We start from the raw sequence: 20,189 nt of genomic DNA, 5'->3' as shown, positions 1-20,189 counted from the left end.
GTTTAAGGAGGGCCTTTTGTCACGCACGATGATCGCCCGCTTGGCAAGTTTACTGACCGCAGTTGCCTGTTTGCCGCCGATGCTCTTTCAGCCGGTTCGATCCTGTGGCGCGGATATCAAGCAAACGCCGCACTACGCGCGCATCAAGTCGGCGATCGACGCCGTGCCGGCGATCGACACCCACGACCATCTACGGCCCTTTGATCAGTTGCCCAACAAGGACGAGACCGACCGCGGCACGGGCATAACGCTGCACAGTATCTTCGCGGGCAGCTACTACCCCGGAATCAATCGCTTGTCGCCGTGGCCGGCCGGCAAATCGTTCGAAGCCTGGTGGACGACCGCTCGCGACGACTTTCAAGACGCTCGGGCGACGAGCTTTTATCGCTATTTGCTCCCTGGCTTTCGCGATCTTTACGGCGTCGATTTCGATACCATCACCGATGCCCAGGCACGGGAACTGAACGACAAGATCTTCGCCAACTATCAGGACGACAAGTGGCTGTTGGATGTGATTACCAGGCGCGCGAACATCGAATTGATGTTTATCGATCCGTATTGGGCCAGGCTGCAATTCGCCCGCGCCTACAAGTTCGCCGTACCGGTGTTAAACGTTTCGCAATTGATCGGGGGCACGCATGCCAGCCAGTTTGCCAATCCGCTTGACAGTCCGTATGTATTCGCCGAGCGTTTGGGCAAGCCGATCGCGACATTTGACGACTATCTGGCCACGGTCGACGAGATATTTCGCCAGGCCGTGGCGGCCGATACTGCCTGCTTGAAATCGACCCAGGCATACCAGCGAACCCTCGACTATCAGAAAGTTCCGCAAGAACGCGCCGAGGCGTTTTTTGGCAAGAAAGCTGCCGAGCTTGCGCCGGATCAGTTGAAGGCGTTCGAGGATTTCATGTTCTGGCACATCGCCAAGCTCAGCGCGAAATACGAACTCCCCTTTCAGATTCATACCGGCCAGGCGCGGATTCAGGGCTCGAATCCGCTCCTTCTGGTTGACGTGATCCAGGCCAATCCGCAAACGAAATTCATCCTCTTTCACGGCGGTTATCCGTGGGTCGGCGAAACGGCCGTGATCGGCATGAAATGCCGCAACGTGTGGATCGATTCCTGTTGGCTCCCCACCCTGAGCTACACGATGGCCAAGCGGGCGTATCAAGAATGGCTGGAAGCGATGCCATCGGACCGGATCATGTGGGGCGCCGACACCGCGCACGCCGAGGGAATCTATGCCGCGACGGAATTTACGCGGCAATGCCTGGCCGAGGCGCTGGCCGAAAAAGTCGAGCGCGGCGAACTGCGCGAGGAGCATGCCGTGCGGATCGGCCGGCAAGTGATGCGTGACAATGCGCTGCAGCTTTTTCCCAAGCTGAAGCGGCAGCTAGGACGCGCCGCAGGTTAAGGCGCCGCGGGCGGCAGATCTCGGCTACATCCACCCCGTGATCGCCATTAGGACGGCCACAGCGGTCTCGGCAGCAAGCGACCAACCGAACACTAAAAACAGGCCCTCTCCGCCATGACGCACAACGGCCCAGGCCGCGAAGAAACAGGCAATGGCAAACACCAAGAAATACGGGATTGTGATGACAAGCGAGGCGATAGCCGCCGCGCCGAGACCCATTAGGACCATCGCGGCAAGCAGTCGAACGAGCGAAATGGGCTTTAGTTCCATGCAGTGTTAACCGTAGCTTTGCCAACCACATAACACCCCTACTTTGACCGGCATGCTGGCAAGAAGACTTTGCCTAACCCCGAACCTACGCTAGGATTTAGGTAGACGATCGCAGGTCAGGTGACGGGAATGTCCTCCCCGGCATCTAAGTACATGGAGGTTTTACCAATGCACAAACAAGAGATACTCGACCGCGTCCTACGGTTCTGCGACGTGCGCGGCGATACGTTTCACTGGCGGCAAGAGCCCGCTCGCAGTCAGCTATTCCAGATTTTCCAGGATTCGCTGGCCGAGACGAGCGTAACCGCTGACGAGATCCACGAGCACATTCGGCAACATATGGAGCCAATGGCCCGCTGGCACGTTCCGATGCAGGAACGCGTCGCCGACGTATGCACGGCGTGGGAAGATTGGGACTACGCGGTGCAAAACGCCATCGGCTTGTTCGCAGGCGCGGAATAGTTGCCGCCGCTTGAACGCGGCTGTTGCATCGCGGCAGCTGGATCGTAACACCGTTTCGCGCCGCTAAGACGACCCATCGGTAACTCGCGGCTCAACGCTTGTGCTTGAGTTCCACGATGATCGTCACCTCGGCCGAGCCACTTTCATTCGGTGCCGTCCGCACGTCGGCCACCGCGGTCTCAGGTGGCAAGAGGTCGTTCAACTTGCCGGACCTGAAGGCCACGATCGCCGCATTCTCGGCGCTGTGAGGAACCTTGAATTTAAGGGTTCCACTGCAAAATTTCGCGTTCACTGCAATTGAGCTCACTATCTCAATTGCCCCTGGGAGAGCCTTCTATTGAATGATATCACGCAGGGCAAGTCCGTGTGCAGTCATCAGGTCGTTAAAGTCGATGAAACCGTTAAGCTTTACCGCGCTGCGCTCGGGATTTGCCGTAAGTCACGCGAATACCCCAAATCACCAATACATCGGCTGCGGAACGCGCAATGCGAGCCAGCTGCACTTTGCTTGCCGCATTGCTCCTTACCGGCTGCACGCACCGGCAGCTGAGCCGCAGCATGGTCCATCAAGCTAGCACGGTCATGACCATCGAGTACCAGATGGTGCTCGATAACATTGCGATGTTCACTTACAACCCGGCCGTCCTGCCGTGGCACATTCGCATCAATGATGGAACTGTGCAGGTTAACGACGAGGGGGGCATGCCCGAATTCGGCGTGCAATGGGGCGGCACGCCGGGCTTCACACGGGGCATTCGAGCCGTCCGCAGCGTCACCGAGCAATGGGGCGCCCACGCCGTGACTGACCCACTGGTTGTCAAAACGCTGCAGGACGTGTATCGCCAAGCGGTGGGTCTGCCGCCGCTCCCTGATCCACAGCTGCTAACACAGCTCGCCACGGCCGAATCGAATCCGCGCGCCGCCGAATCATCTTCGAGCGCAAACGCGCGTGCCAATGCCTCCGATACCGAGCCCGAGGAACTCGCGCCGCCTGACGGGGAATCTGACGTTGCCAAAAATGCGCCTGAGGAAGTCCCCAGCGACCTGCCGTACGTAGGATCTCCGCTGGCACGCCTCCGCGACAAGATCGAAGTACCGGTAGGTTGGTTCTGCGTTGGACGGAAAAAAGATGTCCCCCGAGACGCCTGCTTCGTGGGGCACTATTGCGACCACTATGTGTGGGTCATGCCCAATCGCGTGGAAGACTTGAGCCAGTTCACGATCTTGATCCTGGGCATTACCAAGCACGGAATCTCGAACCAGCCGTCGCGCGGACTGGCATACGTCCGCCACTAGCGAAGTGGCTGTTCACGTCGCGCACGAGAATGCGGGCGTCAAACCAGTGCAGGCATGCGTAGACTCACAAGCGGCCTATGCCGGCACCATGCTCCGCTGGCCGTCTTCCACGACGAACGAGGCGCGCGTCACCAGCGGCGCTCCGTGACGCGTCACATATTCGACCACGCGGTAGTCGGCCTGCCACTTGCCGGGAGAGACCTGGCAAAGCACGTAGCCACGTTCGGCGTTGTAAAACTTCAGAAACGGGTTTTCGGCCAATAGCGTGTCGTGGCTGCGCGGCTTTTGTGTACCGTCGCCCGAAGACGAGATCGACGTCCCGGTAAACTCCACTCCTACCGGCTTGGCGTTAGACTTCTCGAAATCGGTGCGCAGGTCGCAGGCCCAGTTGCTGTGGATGTCGCCCGTCAGGACGACGGGATTGGCCACGTTGTGATCGGCCATGAACTTTAGCACCTGGCGGCGTTCGGTTTCGTAGCCGGCCCATTTGTCCATATCCAGCACTTCGAGATCGCCCGCAGCGTAGTCGATGCGGGCGATCATTACCTGTTGGGCCAGCACGTTCCATTTGGCTTGCGAAGTCCCCAAGCTGTCGAGTAACCAGGTGCGCTGCGCCTGACCGAGAATGGTCGCCTGCGGATCATACACGGCCTCGGTCGGTTGTTTGTGGCCGTCGCCACAAGGCTGGTCCGTGCGGTACTGGCGTGTGTCCAGCACATAGAAATTAGCCAGCTGTCCATAGGGCAACCGCCGATAGATCGGCATGTCGGACCCTTGCGGCAGCGAGCTGCGCCGCAAGGGCATGTGCTCGTAGTAGGCCTGATAGCCCAAAGCGCGCCGCTTGAGGAAGTCGGCTTGCGAGACTTTGACATCTTCGGGGAACGGGCCGGCGTAGTTGTTCTCGACCTCATGGTCATCCCAGGTCACAACCCACGGTGCCGCGGCGTGCATGGCCAATAGCGCTGGGTCGCTACGATATTGCGCATAGCGATTTCGATAGTCGTCGAGCGTGGCGACTTTGGCCCCTATGTGCTTGCGCACGCGGTCGTCGCGGGCCGCACCTTCGTAGATGTAGTCGCCTAGGTGAAATACCAAGTCGACATCCTCGCGTAGCATGTGTTCGTAGGCGGTGTAGTAACCCGCCTCGAAATGTTGGCACGAAGCAAATGCAAATCGCAACGCCGGCGCCGTTGCCTCCAGCGGCGGCATCGTGCGCGTGCGCCCCTTCGGGCTGACCTCGCCGCCGGCTTTGAACTGATACCAGTACCATCGGCCCGGTTGCAGGCCATCGACCTCGACGTGCACCGAATGGGCCCATTCGGGCGTGGCCGCGGTGGTGCCCTGCCGGGCCACTTTGTTGAATTGTTCGTCTTCGGCTACCTGCCAGGCGACTTCGATCGCGTCGTCCGGCATGCCTCCGCCGGCCAGCGGTTTTGGGGCCAAACGAGTCCACAGCACTACCCCGTCAGGCGTGGGATCGCCCGAGGCAACGCCCAACGAAAACGGATAGGCAGAGAACGCAATGCTCTGCCGGAGAACGCCCTGAGCCCGCGACGACCACAAGGCGGCCGATGCCAAAGAAGCGCTGGCGGCGACAAAGGCCCGCCGGTTCAGTCGGCCCGAATCGTTGAAGGGAAAGCGAAGATCCATCACGTAGCAGCCTCCGCGGTGTATCGATGCAGTGGATGGTAGGCGGGTGATTGCGAAAGCTTAAGATTGCTTGTCGGCAGGCACCGCGGCGATGGTTTGAATCTAGTCCGTGCCAAGCGCACGTCAACAGCGACGGCCGAGCGTGCTAGGCAGGGACCACCCACGCGGCGAACTGCTGGAGAGAGGATTACTCGACGACCGGAGCCTCGGCCGGGGCCGACGAATCGGCCGGCGCGGCACTTTCGGCCGGCGTAGCCGTGCCCGCTTGCCCTTCCGGCACCGGAATCATGACGGGCCGCTTGTGGAAGCGAGGGTCGAACGAGTCGTCGATTTTGCGGACGAACGCGAAGTCCTGCTTGTAGTCGCTGGCAAAGAATCGCATCGGGTTCCCCGTCGATTCCTCGTCGGCGCCCCCTTCGTTCGCAAAGTCGATCGTGGCCGCCGCAATCTTTGCGGTCAGGGCGGGATTCAGGTCACAAATGTAGCCGATCGTCAATCGCGGGATGACTTCCGACTCGTAAATCACTCGGTAGTCGGATTTGTCGATGCTCCCTTTATCGAGCAGGCTATGCACCTTGTCGTCGGACAGCGCGGCGACTTCAAAATCTCCGCCGGCCAATCCCAGCACCGATCGCTTCTGGCCGTGCGAGAAATTGATGAAATAGTCGACATCCGGCCGCATGCCGGTCTGCTCGGCCAGCACCGCGATCGCGGCCCGGTAGCCGGTGATCGAATCGGGGGCGGTGCAGGTCAGCGTGTGTCCGCGCAGATCGGCCAGCGTCTTGATCTCGCTAGTGGGTCCCGCCGCCACATCGAGATGGTTGCCATGGTGGGCGCCGGCCTCCGTACCCAGCACGGCGAAGGGGACGAAGCCGGCATTATTCACAACATACGGCGCATCCGCCGCGTGCAAAGCGATCACCTGAATCGTCTTGGCCTTGATCGCGGCCACGTCGTCAGCGCTGTTGAGATACTCCTGGGTCACGACCTTTTTGCCAGTCGCTTGCGCCAGGTGGGCCTGCAACGCATCCCAGTCGACTAATTGCGTATCAGCGTCTGCATCTTTGTAGTGCGCTAAGACCAAAGTATCGGGGTCGAGCAACTGCTGGGGGTCGCTGGGAGCGTCGGCCAGCAGATCGCCATCCTTGTCTTTGTAGGGTGGCGCGAGACGCTTGCCCGTGGTCTGTGTCAGACCGTGATAAGCGACCAGCCGATCCTGCGAGTCGCGCGAGGCCGCCTGCTCTTGTGTTGCGCGAAACGTGGCATATCCGGCCGTGGCAATGGCACAGAAAAGCGCCGCGTACAAAATCGTTCTTAAGACCGTCGGAAGCATGCCCACGGCGGCGCTATTATCGTCCGGGAAGGGTGACTGTTGCGTCGACCGGGAAGCGTCATTCATAGTCCGCACTTTCCTGCAAGAATCTCTGGGAACGCTGAAAGCAAACATCTGTCTGCGATGCCAGGTTTTGCTGCGCGGGAGTCGAGTTCGGCAGGCCGCCGGGCAGGCAGTCGGATGTCGCGAAACATGGCAAACCGGGGATTCTAATACCGCCCTATTAGGATTTTGTGAGCGACGCGGCGGAAATGATCAAGCGGGCACGCCGAGACGGAAATGCAATATCGACCTGACGACCAATCCGTTGCCCAGTTTTCGGTCGGACCGGCTCGTACCGAACAATCGATTGTTAACGACAGTCGCGTGTCCGCGGTTACCTCTCCATGTACGCGATGCTGCATTTCAATCTTCGGCAAATGTTGAGTTCGACGGGCTGGTTCGCCCTGGCGGCCGTACCGCTCAGCTTGCCGCCAGAATCCAACCTTCGCGCGTTATGGTGGCTGGCGGCGCCTGGGTTCGCTATGGCAGGTTTCGGCAATTTGCTCGGGGACTGGCGAGGAGCCTTGCTGGCCTTCGCGAGCTGGTGCGGATTCGTAGCGGCTCTGACTCTTTTCGGGCTCGCGTTTGTCGTCGTCTTGCTCGGGCTGTAGTCTGTTGGTCGCAATCAGAGAATTGAGGACGGTGACGAACGGCCGCGACGCAACCCAGTGCTCGATCAGGCCAACAATTCGGCAATGGGCCGACCTTCGCCCAAGATGCGAATCGGCCTGCCGCTGCGATCAACGAATTCCTGACTCGTGTCGATTCCCAGGAATGAGTACACAGTCGACAGCACGTCGCCCGGCGAATACGGACGCGTGATGGGGTACATGCCGCGGCTATCGGTGGCGCCGACGACCTGGCCGACACGGAGCCCGCCGCCGGCAAACAGCACCGAAAAGGCGCCCGGCCAATGGTCCCGGCCAGCTTGGACGTTGATCGCGGGGGTGCGGCCGAATTCGCCGGTTATGAGCACCATCACGCGGCGATCCAACCCCCGTTCGGCCAGGTCGCTGACGAGCGCCGCCAAGGCACGATCCACGGGGGGCAACGATTTGTCTCGAAGGGTCCCAAAGTTATCGACGTGTGTGTCCCATTCGCCGCCAGAAAGAACCGTCACGAATGTCACGCCCGCTTCGACCAGCCGCCGCGCGAGCAGACACCCCTGCCCTGCCGAGTTGCGCCCGTAGCGCTCGACCGTCGACTCGCTTTCGCGACTGGTATCGAACGCTGCTCGTGCGCGGCCGCTGGCGATCATGCCGATCGCTTCGCGCGAGAACTTGTCGAGACCAGCAAAATCACCACCAGCGTCGACCTCGGCCCTGAGGCGATCGAATTGCCGAAGCAATCCCTGACGGTCGTGCAGACGATCGACGTCGATGCCTGTCGGCAGCGCCAGGTTCTGCACGGCGGCTTTGTCCGAGTTCCGGTCGATGCCACTGGTAAAGGGGTTATAGGCCGGACCCAGGTACGCCGCCCCGCCGAGCAGTTGGCGACGGGGAATGCTGACATAGGCCGGCATGCCTCGCACGTTCTCGCCGCGCGTCTTGCTCACCACGGCGCCGAGCGCAGGATTGACGTTGGCCGTCGTCGAGTCGGGGGGCTGATGGCCGGTCATCATCCAGTGCGACGCCGGCAGATGGTTGGCCGTGCTGTGGCTGACCGAACGCACCAGGGCAATGTACTGCAAAGCCCTGGCCAGGTGCGGCAGGTGCTCGCCGATTTGAATGCCTGGAACGCTGGTCGAAATCGGGCGGAACTCGCCGCGAATCTCGGCTGGCGCGTGCGGCTTCAGATCGTAGAGATCGATATGGCTCGGACCGCCCCCCATGAAAACCTGGATCACTGCCGTGTCGTGAGGCACGGGGTTGGTCTCCTGCGCTTGCGACCGGCAGCGCAGCAAGTCCGCCAGCGAGAAACCGCCAAGCGCCAATGAGCCCACCCGCAACATGGTGCGGCGCGAAATGGGCCGGCCGATTTCAGCCCTGGACATCCCCGTAAAGAGCATGCAACGCATCCTGGGCGAGGGAACGATTGACGCATCAAAAACCAGCGCTTGGCAAGAGCGCCACGCATTGTAGCCGGGTGGTTGCGACGGGACAATTCGAGCCGGGTCCGTGTTACAATTGCGCCTATCGCCAGCCTGGGCCGGTTCCAGACGCTGCCTGTGGAAAACTTCGGCCGAAGAGGCATCGAGCCCCGTTTCCGATATATCCTCGACTTTCTCTGCGCGGCAGTGCCGCAACTTTCAGGCGGCCTATGACCTCTCGGAGCGAATCGCAATCCCCACAGCCCGCAGGGCGCGCCCGTCGTCCGCGGCAGGACATAGCGTCGCGCGGAACGGCGTGGCAGGGACCCTCGCTGTGGGCTGGCGCGGCGCTCGTGGCAATGGTCGTGGTCGCCTACGCCCCGACCTTGGGCAACCGCTTTATTTGGGACGACGACTACCATGTCACGGCCAATACGACGCTAAGCAGTCTCGACGGGCTGCGACGGATCTGGTTTGAATTTGGAGCCGTGCCGCAGTACTACCCTTTCGTCCACAGCACGTTTTGGGTCGACTATCACCTATGGGGCGATTCGCCCAAGGGTTATCACCTGGAGAACATGCTGTTGCACGCCGCCAGTTCCGTGCTGTTGTGGCGGCTGCTGGTACGCTTGCGTGTGCCCGGAGCGTGGTTGGCGGCGGCCCTGTTCGGCGTCCATCCGATCGAAGTGGAATCCGTAGCCTGGGTCACCGAGCGGAAGAACGTACTCAGCCTGACGCTGGCGCTCGCATCGCTCTGTTGCTACTTTCGCTTCGCGCCGCTCGAAGAACCAAGTGACCCGCCGCTGACGGATTCCGTGCGACGGCGCTGGTACATAGCGGCCTTCGGGCTGTTTGTCGCCGCGCTGTTGAGCAAGACCGTGGTTTGCACGTTGCCCGCCGTAGTGCTGGTCATCCTGTGGTGGAAGAACGAATTAATCCGTTGGCGAGACGTTCTGCCGCTGCTGCCGATGTTCGCCTTGGGAGTAGGGCTGGGATATGTGACCATGCACATGGAGGCGACCCATGTCGGCGCCCAGGGAGCGGACTGGGATTTCTCCTTCCTGGAAAGAATACTGATGGCCGGTCGAATTTGCTGGTTTTATGCCGGCAAGCTGGCCTGGCCCTCTCCATTGATCTTCTTCTATCCGCGGTGGACGATCGACGCCGGCAGCTGGTGGCAATATTTGTTTCCGGTAGGAGCCGTAGCGCTGCTAGTGATGCTCTGGCTGGCACGCGCTCGGCTGGGGCGAGGGCCGCTCGCGGCTGCGCTGATCTTTGGCGGCGTGCTGGTGCCGGCGCTGGGCTTCGTCAACGTCTATCCTTTTCGCTTCTCGTTTGTGGCCGACCATTTTCAATACCATGCGGGCATTGCCCTGCTGGCGTTGACGGCCGCCGGCGCAGCGATTTTCTGGAAGCGACTGCGACCGGATTTGCGCTCGGCAGGCCAAGCAGCTTGCGGATTGCTGCTGGTGGTTATGTCGCTACTTACGATGAGTCGGGCAACGGTATTTTTCGACGAGGAAACACTCAACAGGGACACGATCGCCCAGAATCCTACGGCCTGGATGGCTTATTCCAATCTGGCGGCGTTTCTCGAGGCGCAGTCGAAGTTCGATGAGAGCTACACACTGTATAAAACGGCGGCCGAGCTGCATCCCAACGACCCACTGATGCAGTGCAATGTGGGGCACGTCTACTTGAAATTGGGCGTGCGCGACGGATTCGGCTCCGGCCAGCTTGAAGAGGCGCTAAAGCACCTGGAGAAAGCCGTCGAGATGGGACCGACTCTGGCGACTGTCCACGAGCGGCTCGGCTACGGGCTGATGATCGCCGGCCGCGTGCCAGAGGCCATCAAGCAGTATCAATTGGCAGTGCAATTGGCTGCCGACAACGCGGGTTATCAAAACGACCTAGGCGTTGCATTGGCAAAGTCTAATAGGCAGGTCGAGGCAGTCGAACATTTCGAACAGGCCACGCGGTTGGACAATAACAATGCCGAGTACGCCGTACACCTGGCGCTGGCCTACGCCCAGACAAATCGACGCGGCGAGGCCATCGCCATCGCAGAGCATGCCTTGGCACTCTCGCGCCGGCAGAAGCTGGACGAGCAGGCCCACAATATCGCTAACTGGTTGAACAAGTACAAAGCCGCGCAGCCAGGGCGCTAACGTTGCGATAGTCCGCGACCGCTGCCACGCAGCAATGGCGACTCATTCACCAACGCGATGCGAATGGAGCACGTTGATGGTTAGCCCAGAGGATGATCGGCAAAACGCTGAGCCGGCCGCGGGTCCGACGGTAAAAACGCCTACCCCACCCCGCATGGCACCGAGTCGGCAGGCTGTCGTAACGACGGTATTGCTGCTCAGCGGCGCGGCATTGGTCGTCTATGGAACGGCCCTGGGCGCGCCATTTGTCTTCGACGATCGAATCTCGGTCGTGCAAAATCCCTCGATCACGCAGCTGTGGCCGTTATGGGGCGAGGACGGCGCAAATGGGCCGCTGGCGCCGTTGAAGGATTCGGTCACTGCCGGTCGCCCGCTGGTCAATCTGTCGTTGGCCCTCAATTACTATGTCGGACGACTCAACCCAAGCGGTTATCACGCCTTTAATCTGGCGGTGCATGTCCTGTCAGCGCTGTTGCTGTGTGGGATCGTCGGGCGTGCCTTGCGATTGGACTTTTTCGGAGGTCGATTCGCACAGTCGGCGGGTCCTTTGTCGTTGATGGTGGCGCTGGTGTGGGAGCTTCACCCTCTGCAGACGGACGCCGTCGAGTATGTCTCGCAGCGCACGGAACTGATGATGGGCTTTTTCTACCTGGCGACTCTGTATGCCAGCCTGCGCTATTGGTTGGCGCCGTCGGCGGGGACACAGCGCGGTTGGCTTGTAATTGCGACAGTCGCCTGCACGCTTGGCATGGCTTGCAAAGAGGTGATGGTTACGGCGCCGGTGGTCGTGCTCTTGTTCGAGCGCACTTTTATCGCGGGGACGTTCAAAGACGCGCTGCGCCGGTCTTGGCCCTTGTATCTTGGCCTCGGCCTCGGCTGGGTCTTGTTGCTCGCGCTCAACTATGGAGGCCCTCGCTCGGCCTCGGCCGGATTCCACGTCGGCTTTGGCCCTTATGTGTGGTGGCTTACCCAGGCCAAGATTCTATGGATGTATCTGAAGCTGGCCGTCTGGCCGTGGCCCCTGGTGATTCATTACGAGATGCCCTATCTCGGAACCCTCGCCATGGCCTGGCCGTGGGTTTTGCTGGGGGTGCTCATGCTGGGCGGTACGGCGCTGCTGTTGTGGCGGCACATGGCTGCCGGTTTTTTGGGCGCTTGGGTATTGCTGATCCTATCGCCGACCCTGCTGGTTCCGCTCCCCAGCGAAATGGCGGCCGAACGACGGATGTACTTGCCGCTGGCCGGGCTGGTATGCCTGGCAATCATAGGCGGATACGTCTTGCTCGATTGGCTGCGGGCAATCGGGCTGGGCGCAGTGGGGCCCACCGACACAGTGCCGGACGACACAGTGCCGGACGACACGGTGCCGGAAGACAAGGCGCCAGAAGACACGGCGCCGGCGGACGAGACCCTGGTTGATGACCAGGTGACTGACGCGATTTCCCCGGACGCCCATCCGACCGAGGGCAACCAACCAGCGCACACTTGGTCTACGACGCGCCTGACCGTTGTTTCTGCTTGCGTCCTGGCGGCCGTGTTTGGGGTAGTTAGCATGCGTCGGCTGTCTGCCTATCGCGATCTGGTGACACTTTGGCAAGATACCGCCATGCATCAGCCCGACAACGCGCTCGTGCTGACCAGCCTGGGCGCGGCCCTGACAGGCGCCGGCCGGCATGAGGAGGCGATCCAAGCCTTGCAGCACGCCGCCGACCTGCAATCCGACTCGGCGACGCTCGGTATCCATAAGCAATGGGGCGCGGCGCTATCTGCCCTGGGCCGAACGCAAGAGGCGATCGAGCAATTGCAGATCGCGCTGCAAATTGACCCGGACGCGCCTGGCGTGGAACGCCTGCTGGGCGTCAATTCGCTCAACGCCGGGCAAACGAGCGACGCCATCGAGTATCTGCAGAAGGCCGTACTTCGGCAACCGAATGACGCCGGCACCCGTGATAATCTGGGCGCCGCCCTCCTGAATGACAACCGCTTAGAAGACGCAATCGCCTGCTTCGGTCAGGCATCACAGCTCGAGCCCAACAATGTCGGCATTCGCTTCAACATGGCACTGGCCTACGCGAAAGCGGGTCGGCCGAAGGATGCCGTGGCAACCGCCGAGGAAGCCATGAAAATGGCCCGCTCGGCAGGTGCGCAGGATGTGGCGGGGCAAATCGACGGCTGGTTGACGTCCTATCGCAATCGCCTCCCGGCACAATGAATGCGGTCAGATTATGGTCGGCGGCGATTACCAAAATCGCGCCGCGGCCGTGCTGAACATCGTTGGCATGACGGATTTGAGCGGTGGACGGCCGAGAGCGGGAGCGTTTGCCAAACGCTGAACTTGTGTCTTCGACGAGCGCGCGTTACCCCGTATGCGCCAAATAAAAAAACCTCTCCAGGGGAAAAGCCCCCTGGAGAGGTTATCTGTTGAAGTTGGCGAACGGTTTGCTACCGGGCCGCGCGACGGCGCAACACCCACATGCCAACGCTGCCCAGACCCATCAGAACCCAGGTGCTGGGCTCTGGGACATTGGATCCTGATCCCCCGCCTGCGGAAACGGGCGGTAGCACCGATGATGGCAGAGCCGGCGTCGTAGACAGCCAGTTGCCAGCAATAGCGTTGATATCCAAGCCATTGACGACACCATCACCGGTAACGTCGCCCGGTCCAATCTTATTGGCGTTGGTCTGCAACCAATGCGAGGCGATTATGTTGACATCCAGACCGTTCACGACCCCATCGAAATTGGCATCGCCCTTGGCGAGATTGGCTGTCGCGGTGAGGTTCTCATTGATACTAAGCTGAGCCCAGAATGGATCCGAAATCAAATTATCTTGGGCCGCGATCGACACGTGCAGCACGTATTGCCAGGAATTGGCACCTGTGCCGCGACCTATAAAGCTATCAACGGTACCAAGCGTAGGATCGTTGCCGACGCTACCAGGGTCCGGCAACGAAAGTGCACCTTGTACGTAATTAGTGTTGTAATTCAAGCTGATGGTCAAAGAGCCGACCGTTTCCAAAGAAGCTCCGTTGAAGTGTCCGGTCGCATCCACCGGCATGGCCGTGCCCGCCGAATCATAGGTTCCGTAAAGATTCGAGATTGCTAAACGTCCAGCATCTGGGACTTCGCCCGGATAAATCCCGCTCGCCTGCAGAGTGGCACCGAGATTGGCAGGAGACGGTGTCCCGTAAGTACCCGGAATGGTCGAACCTGTCACGGGATTCGGTAACCAAAGGCCATTGTTCTGGGCAACGACGTGCGCATTGGCCGCGGTGATGGCGTTTTTGTTTCCCGCAGCGCCAAAGTTCAGCGACGCCAGAAAGTTATTGCCAACTACGGGGTCAGTAACCGAAGTCAAAGTCCCGGCCATTGTGGTCGATAGGCCGTTTGTAAACCCGTTGAACAGTTGCGTCCCATTGTCCGTTTGCGGGACAGCGTTGTAGAGTTCGTAAAACTGGTTATTGGTATACGTGCCAATCTGCGCGGCAAAGGTGAGCGAGCTACTGGGTTGCAGCACCCAGTTAACATCAGCCCGCGCCGTAGTGCCCATGATGAGAGCCAACGCCAACGAAGCAACGAATCCACGCCCGAAGTTTGCCTGTCTGATCTTCATTTTCATTCCCTTGGCCAAGGCCCCTTTTTAGACGATTCCCCACACCATATCGCCAGCACCGCACCAACGACGGTATTGATGCTACTTTTAGTGTGCGACGCCGGCCCTGACAAGCGTTTTTTTCTTTTTTCGTGATTTTCCTAATCGGATGCGGGCTATGGCTGGGTATCGCCGACGCGCTAGCTAGCTTATCCGCGTAGGCATGGGCGAGTGCTTGCCCTCTCGTGCCGGCAATCGTTCCTGTTCGACCGGCGCACCTTGGGACAGGGACGCGCTAATTCTCCCGCCCTGATCAGCAGGTCTTCGAAGCGCCCATGGCCTTCGACGACATGACGTTGCCTGAGGTCATTCGAGAGGTTCTGACGCCGCATATGACGCAGACGGAGCCAACCGTGCGGATGCTAGTGGCCGGCTATGAGACGATAGCCGCCGGCCCGGATCGCCCGCCGTGTCTGCCTTTGCCGGCGGTTCGTCACTATTCAGTCGCAAACCGGCCTCGCAAAATGTCCAGGAATTGCAGGCTATAGACGATTCCCGTATCCCAACGAGTTTTCGTTGCTAACCCTCGCTAGCGGCACTAGACTCAACGCGCAATCCTTTCTCGATAATGTGGCAGAGAGTCGGTGGCGCGCGCTGGCGCCCTTGATGTGGATGCGGGGGGCGGTCGAACGATCCACGGCGACTCAGATTCTTCTGAAGGGAGCATCTCATGAGACCAATTGTCATAGCGCTGGTACTTCTCAGCACGATATTGCTCCGGTCGGCCTCAGGTGACGTTCCCGTATTCGAGCAGTTACCGCTGATGGATAATCCGCCGGCAGGCGCGCCCTATATTGGGCAAGGTGCACTGAGCGATTCCATATCGGTTGGCACACCTAATAGCACGATTGCGGCAGATGACTTCGAGCTCTCGGCGCCTACGACCGTGACATCGATCACGTGGTGGGGTACGCCACTTCTCACGCCGCTTCACACAGAGTGTTATTCTCCAGGAACAAGATTACCAATGGGCATGGCAGCCTCGTAACTACACGATTGCCGATTCGCACGCTTCCGGTAAGCCCACCCGTGGCACTAAGCTACACGGCAGGCGCTGATGGCCCAGCGGGTATTGGCGCCTTCGGCATGGACATGGCGTTTGCGTTACACGCGGTACCCGAGCCGTCGACACTCATCCTTGCCGCGCTCGGCGGACTCGCATTGCTGGCCTATCGCCGTCGCCGCTGTGTGCAATCGCGGCATGAGCGATGTGCAGCCTAGCCGCCGATGCACTTTGCGTTTAACGAGCGAAGCACGCGAATCGGGCTAAAAGTGATGCGATGGCGCAAGCCTCAAACCTCGCGCGCATCCTGCAGGCGCAACAATGAGCACCCACCCGCACCTTCCTCCCTCACTTCAGCGGAAGGTGCGATTGCAATTTTCACTTCGGCTGATGTTTGCCGTGGTCACTTTGGCTGCCTTGGTCGCTGCGACCGTGCGGCGCGTGGGGGATGCAGGAGAGTTCATCGGCTTCCTAAGTTGGGTGATCGGGCCGATCATTCTTGTCGTCACTATTGTTGCCGCGATCAGCTGGTGGCAATTGGGACCAAGGGCAGCAGTTTTATCGACAGCGTTCCTGCTGTGCGACTTGTTAACGCTGTCTGTCGTCATCAATAGTACGGACGGATTGAGCGTGATCGCGGGGATACTCGGCAATATGCTGTTGCTGGTGGGCACGGCTGCGTTCGTGGCGCGGCTACCGGTGCCGTGGTCGTCAGCGATTCTCTTTGCGTCCGTTACGTTCTGGTCCCTAGCTGCCCTTGGCATTTTCGCTCGATGGCACGAAGCTCGCTCAGCGATTGTTCGCTTTCTTGCCGACGGACTGCCTGGACAGCCGATTAAGCCCGAGTCGATCGACGCGGATATGCCGCTGCTTTGGCTATCGCTCTTGGCATTGTGCACGGTTGTCGGTGCACTGGTGGGATGGGGAATGTCTGTGGCAAGCAATAGCGATTGACAATCTAGACGTATCCGCGATTTACTTTTGCGGGAATCGTTGGGCGGGTTCACGTCGCCAGATGAGTTACGCGAACCGCCAAAGCAAGTGGCCCGCGCATTGCTGGCCTATCGCCGTCGTCGCTGCGTGCAATCGCAGCATGAGCGAAGCATCTCCCACCCGCCGCCACTGGTTCCAGTTCGGTCTGGGGACAATGTTCGTCGTTGTGACAACGATTTGCCTTGTGCTCGGCCTAGAGGTGAAGTTTGTGCGGGACCGCAAAACGTACGTGGCACTCATTAAAGAAGCAGGTAAGGACCGCTCAAGCGGATGGGCGCTGCCCTATCCTGAAAGCGAGGTCCCGAACGGACCGGATCATTTGCCGGAGTGGCGAGAGCCAAGACCGACACCAACCATTCCATTCTGGAGAAAATGGCTCGGAGACGAACCATTTGGCCTGATTGCTGTACCCGGAACGTGGTCGGAGAGTGAGGTCAGCAAAATCAAGGCACGATTCCCGGAGGCTTTTGTATTCCAGAACATCAAGCTGCCGCCAAAGGCCCCATAGCCGCGTTGATGTCAAATTTCGCGGACTACTCGAAGCTTCCCGCCGTCCGCTCGGCTTCGATCGCTAGTAGTCTGTTGTATTTCGCCAGCCGTTCGGATTGAGTGAGCGAGCCGGCTTTGCTGTAGTCGGCCGACAAACCGACGGCGAGGTCCGCGAACCAATCGTCTTCGGTGTCGCCGCTACGTACCGAAAGTGTTACGCTCCAGTCCGCTGAGCGGGCCAATTGGTGGGCTTGTAGAGCCTCGGTGAGCGTGCCGATCTGATTGACCTTTAACAATAGCGCATTACAGGCGCGCGTATCGATGGCCCGGCGGATTCGTTGCGGATTGGTGCAGAGTAGATCGTCGCCCATTACGAGGGCCTTGCCTGCGAGGGCGGCGGCAAGTTGCGGCCAATGTTGCCAGTCCTCTTCTGCCAAACCGTCTTCGATACTGATGATGGGAAATTGGTCAACCCAACCGACCAGGTGCGAGATCATCTCGTCGGCCGTAAACGGCTGCGTTCCCAGGTGATAGTTACCCTCGCGATAAAAATGGCTGGACGCGACGTCCACCGCCAAGGCAACCTCCTTCCCTGGCTCGAAGCCGGCAGAGCGAATGCACTCGACCGCATCGGCAAGCAACTGTTCCGCGCTTGTGACCGGAGGGGCCAATCCCCCTTCGTCGGCCGTGAGCCAGCGCATGTCGTACTTGCGGCGAATCAGCTCGACGGCCTCGTGATAAACGGCGCTGGACATCACCAATGCTTCGCCAATAGTTTGTGCCGAGCGCGGCACGATGAGCACGTCCTGAATCGGCACTTGCCAACCCGCGTGCTTGCCGCCGCTAAACAGATTGATGGTAAGAATGGGGGCTCTGGCGAGCGGTTGTCCCACCAGGTCCGCGAAGTATTGATAAAGGGGCAGACGCTTCTCCGCAGCGCTGGCCCGGGCAAACGCTACGGAAACCGCCAGAATCGCATTTGCTCCTAGGCGCGCCTTGTTGGGCGTGCCGTCGGTGTCGATAAGCAGGCGATCGACGTCGGCTTGTGTCGCCAGGCCGTCTCGACCGGCTAGGACACTATTTAATTCGCGATTGATGTGCGCGACTGCCTTCAGGCAGCCCTTGCCACGGTATCGCGCGGGGTCGCCATCGCGCAACTCGACCGCCTCGGCTGCCCCGGTCGATGCGCCGCTGGGAACCGAGGCGATGCCAATGGCTCCGCCGGCAAGCTCGCAGGTGGCGCGCACCGTGGGGCAACCACGGCTATCAAGAATCTCCAGACCGGTTAAGCGTCGGATTGTCACCCGGACTTATATCCTTTCTAAGAATGCAGGAATTAGGTCCGACACGGTCTGCGGCGGTCTGGTCAACAGTGCCAAAACGGCCTGCCGCTGTCGGGCCCGATGCGAGTCTTGAAAATATTCCAGCGGCGACCGCCCCTCAACACGCGATAGTAGGCAGGCCAAGGTATGCTGCACAACTCTGCCTGCCAAATCTTCCTGCCAAGGAACCGTTCCCCGCGTTTGCCAATAAATGCGCCAGAAATAGTCTGCGGCGACCGCAAACTCGTCGCGCTGATCTACGCGGTAATGTGCCTTACTCAATAAGTGCGCCAGCGCAAAGCCAACGTCAAACGCAGGATCCCCCACGTGCGCTACTTCGTGGTCGAGCAGAACCAGCCGCCCGTGATGGACCAAGATATTCTTCGGGCTGAAATCACCGTGAACGAATGTGTCATGCCTCGATCGCGTGCGCTCGACGAGCGCGCGGAGAAAGCTCCCGGCCTCGGGAACTTGCTCAGCCGTGTAACGGTAGTAAGGCTCCAGCCGGAGTGCCTCGAACAGCGATTTGTCGGACAACTCAGACGGCACGGCGGCGCCCTCCACACACCCTTGGCGATGGATATTGCCCAACAACGCGCCGAATTGACGCACGTGTTCGCTGTCGATAGGTTGCGCGAGCAGGAGCGTCTTCCAGTTATCGTGGGGTTCTGGCACACACTCCATCGCCAGCAGATGTTGCTCCGGGTCTTCGAAGACAAGCGCCGGCACGCTGCCGGCTGGGAGAACCTGATTCAACCATCGCATGGCGAGCGCCTCGCGATGCACGCGCACCGGATCGGCAAACCAATCGACCGCAACGCGCAGCTTAGCGAGCGCTTGCTTGATAACCCACCGCGGTCCGCTATTGCACGCGACGAGCATCGTACGATTGGAAACGCCCCCCGCAAGGCGCTGAACGGTAATGTGGTCTTTTGCCGGCACACGGCCTGTAGACCGCAAATAGATCTCCAACTGGCCGGGCTGCTCGATGTCTAGCGCGTTGGCGCTGGCGTATTCCGCCATCACGGATTCACCACGTTAGTAGGATTGCCGGCCAGGAAGTTGGCGACGTTCTGCACGGTGGCCGCCATTAAACGCTGCCGAGCCGCAAGCGTGGCCCAGGCAATGTGGGGCGTGATGACGCAATTTTTGGCCTTGAGCAAGGGATTGTCCGGCCGAATCGGCTCTGCCGATGCAACATCGACGGCGGCTGCTGCAAGTTGGCCGCGATCGAGCGCGGTAGCCAAATCGGCCTCGACGATCAAATCGCCACGTGACGTGTTAATCAACACAGCATGCGGTCGCACATGCCCGAGCAGTTGGCGATTCACGATGCCTCTGGTCTGCGGCGTCGCAGGACAGTGCAAACTGATAACATCCGAGCGCACGAAGAGTTCTTCCAGCTCAACCCAGGCAAACGGCTCGTAGCTCGGGACTGGTCCGCGATGTGGATTGTGGGCCAGGACCGACATGCCAAATGCATGGGCCAGATCCCCCACACGCCGGCCGATGCGGCCGAAACCAACGATTCCGATCGTCCGTCCGGCTAACTCCAGCAGCGGCGTCTTCCAAAAGCAGAAATCCGCCGCGCGGCCCCATTCGCCGTCGTGAACGGCCTGGTTATGCAAGTCGACATGATGGCAAGCATTCAGTAGCAGGGCGAAAACGAACTGCGCCACGGAATCCGTGCCATAAATGGGGACGTTCGCCACCGGCACCCCGCGTTCTCGTGCCGCGACACTGTCGACGCAATCCGTGCCCGTGGCAGTGACTGCGACGAAGCGCACTGTGGGCGCCTGCTCAAAAAACTCGCGCGACAGCTTGACCTTGTTAACCACCACCACGGACGCGTCACGTGCCCGCATGGCAATCGTCGATGGCGGCGAGCGGTCGTAGACGACCACTTGTCCAATTGCTTCCAACTTGGTCCACGGATTGTCGCCCGGGTTCAACGTCGCACCGTCCAGAACAACGATAATGGGACGACTCAAGCGTCATTCTCCCCGTGCCTTTTGTTGGATTGTGCGCAAGCCTGCATGCCTATCTGGATGCTGTCGAACCGGTGCC

At 60.2% G+C, this 20,189-nt stretch carries 18 protein-coding genes; 9 read left to right on the top strand and 9 right to left on the bottom strand.

The window, feature by feature from the left end; all coding sequences use genetic code 11:
- The first annotated feature begins 16 nt into the window (after positions 1–16).
- Positions 17–1,414 carry an amidohydrolase family protein gene (locus VGG64_27050; protein HEY1603290.1) on the top strand — a complete coding sequence of 466 codons (1,398 nt, stop codon included), beginning with the start codon at positions 17–19 and terminating at the stop codon, positions 1,412–1,414.
- Between the two features lie 24 nt (positions 1,415–1,438).
- On the opposite strand, the gene VGG64_27045 is transcribed toward VGG64_27050, so the two are convergent.
- Positions 1,439–1,684: a hypothetical protein gene (locus VGG64_27045; protein ID HEY1603289.1), complete on the bottom strand. Its 246-nt coding sequence runs from the start codon at positions 1,682–1,684 to the stop codon at positions 1,439–1,441.
- A 168-nt stretch (positions 1,685–1,852) separates the two neighbouring features.
- Here VGG64_27045 and VGG64_27040 point away from each other — a divergent pair, with 168 nt between their 5' ends.
- On the top strand, positions 1,853–2,146 hold the full coding sequence (locus tag VGG64_27040; protein ID HEY1603288.1) for a hypothetical protein: 294 nt from the start codon (positions 1,853–1,855) through the stop codon (positions 2,144–2,146).
- Between the two features lie 91 nt (positions 2,147–2,237).
- Here the strand turns inward: VGG64_27040 and VGG64_27035 are convergent, their stop codons facing one another.
- Positions 2,238–2,438 carry a hypothetical protein gene (locus tag VGG64_27035; protein ID HEY1603287.1) on the bottom strand — a complete coding sequence of 67 codons (201 nt, stop codon included), beginning with the start codon at positions 2,436–2,438 and terminating at the stop codon, positions 2,238–2,240.
- Positions 2,439–2,632: 194 nt separating this feature from the next.
- Between VGG64_27035 and VGG64_27030 the strand changes: the two genes are divergently transcribed.
- Positions 2,633–3,442 carry a hypothetical protein gene (locus tag VGG64_27030; GenBank protein ID HEY1603286.1) on the top strand — a complete coding sequence of 270 codons (810 nt, stop codon included), beginning with the start codon at positions 2,633–2,635 and terminating at the stop codon, positions 3,440–3,442.
- Positions 3,443–3,517: 75 nt separating this feature from the next.
- Here VGG64_27030 and VGG64_27025 read toward each other — a convergent pair whose 3' ends face one another.
- Both VGG64_27025 and VGG64_27020 read right to left on the bottom strand, forming a co-directional pair.
- Entirely contained in the window at positions 3,518–5,092 is a 1,575-nt protein-coding gene (locus VGG64_27025; protein HEY1603285.1) for an alkaline phosphatase D family protein, read from the bottom strand.
- Positions 5,093–5,279: 187 nt separating this feature from the next.
- Complete coding sequence (locus tag VGG64_27020) at positions 5,280–6,491, bottom strand: PhnD/SsuA/transferrin family substrate-binding protein (GenBank protein HEY1603284.1); 1,212 nt, start codon at positions 6,489–6,491, stop codon at positions 5,280–5,282.
- Between the two features lie 320 nt (positions 6,492–6,811).
- On the opposite strand from VGG64_27020, the gene VGG64_27015 reads away from it, so the two are divergent.
- Entirely contained in the window at positions 6,812–7,078 is a 267-nt protein-coding gene (locus tag VGG64_27015; protein HEY1603283.1) for a hypothetical protein, read from the top strand.
- Positions 7,079–7,143: 65 nt separating this feature from the next.
- Here VGG64_27015 and VGG64_27010 read toward each other — a convergent pair whose 3' ends face one another.
- A complete protein-coding gene (locus VGG64_27010) occupies positions 7,144–8,475 on the bottom strand; it encodes a DUF1501 domain-containing protein (GenBank protein HEY1603282.1) in 1,332 nt (443 codons plus the stop codon).
- 251 nt (positions 8,476–8,726) lie between these two features.
- On the opposite strand from VGG64_27010, the gene VGG64_27005 reads away from it, so the two are divergent.
- Both VGG64_27005 and VGG64_27000 read left to right on the top strand, forming a co-directional pair.
- Positions 8,727–10,664: a tetratricopeptide repeat protein gene (locus tag VGG64_27005; protein ID HEY1603281.1), complete on the top strand. Its 1,938-nt coding sequence runs from the start codon at positions 8,727–8,729 to the stop codon at positions 10,662–10,664.
- Between the two features lie 76 nt (positions 10,665–10,740).
- Positions 10,741–12,876 carry a tetratricopeptide repeat protein gene (locus VGG64_27000; GenBank protein ID HEY1603280.1) on the top strand — a complete coding sequence of 712 codons (2,136 nt, stop codon included), beginning with the start codon at positions 10,741–10,743 and terminating at the stop codon, positions 12,874–12,876.
- A gap of 230 nt (positions 12,877–13,106) precedes the next feature.
- Here VGG64_27000 and VGG64_26995 read toward each other — a convergent pair whose 3' ends face one another.
- Positions 13,107–14,282: a dockerin type I domain-containing protein gene (locus tag VGG64_26995; GenBank protein ID HEY1603279.1), complete on the bottom strand. Its 1,176-nt coding sequence runs from the start codon at positions 14,280–14,282 to the stop codon at positions 13,107–13,109.
- Positions 14,283–14,985: 703 nt separating this feature from the next.
- On the opposite strand from VGG64_26995, the gene VGG64_26990 reads away from it, so the two are divergent.
- The 3 genes from VGG64_26990 to VGG64_26980 all read left to right on the top strand — a co-directional run bounded on the left by VGG64_26990 (position 14,986) and on the right by VGG64_26980 (position 16,819).
- Complete coding sequence (locus VGG64_26990; GenBank protein HEY1603278.1) at positions 14,986–15,303, top strand: hypothetical protein; 318 nt, start codon at positions 14,986–14,988, stop codon at positions 15,301–15,303.
- Positions 15,304–15,639: 336 nt separating this feature from the next.
- The gene (locus tag VGG64_26985) at positions 15,640–16,272 is read left to right on the top strand and encodes a hypothetical protein (protein HEY1603277.1); all 633 of its coding nucleotides are present in this window, start codon (positions 15,640–15,642) and stop codon (positions 16,270–16,272) included.
- A 139-nt stretch (positions 16,273–16,411) separates the two neighbouring features.
- Positions 16,412–16,819, top strand: a complete 408-nt coding sequence (locus tag VGG64_26980; protein HEY1603276.1) for a hypothetical protein — start codon at positions 16,412–16,414, stop codon at positions 16,817–16,819.
- A gap of 25 nt (positions 16,820–16,844) precedes the next feature.
- On the opposite strand, the gene eno is transcribed toward VGG64_26980, so the two are convergent.
- From eno to VGG64_26965, 3 genes are read right to left on the bottom strand one after another with little or no spacing between them, the layout of a single operon-like run.
- A complete protein-coding gene (gene eno, locus VGG64_26975) occupies positions 16,845–18,104 on the bottom strand; it encodes a phosphopyruvate hydratase (GenBank protein ID HEY1603275.1) in 1,260 nt (419 codons plus the stop codon).
- A gap of 6 nt (positions 18,105–18,110) precedes the next feature.
- The gene (locus tag VGG64_26970) at positions 18,111–19,145 is read right to left on the bottom strand and encodes a phosphotransferase (protein ID HEY1603274.1); all 1,035 of its coding nucleotides are present in this window, start codon (positions 19,143–19,145) and stop codon (positions 18,111–18,113) included.
- A complete protein-coding gene (locus tag VGG64_26965; GenBank protein ID HEY1603273.1) occupies positions 19,145–20,113 on the bottom strand; it encodes a D-2-hydroxyacid dehydrogenase in 969 nt (322 codons plus the stop codon). Before VGG64_26965 ends, VGG64_26970 begins: the two co-directional genes overlap by 1 nt.
- Positions 20,114–20,189: the final 76 nt, after the last annotated feature.

The organism is Pirellulales bacterium (assembly GCA_036490175.1).
Taxonomy (GTDB): domain Bacteria; phylum Planctomycetota; class Planctomycetia; order Pirellulales; family JACPPG01; genus JACPPG01.
This window is presented reverse-complemented; position numbering and strand designations above follow the sequence as displayed.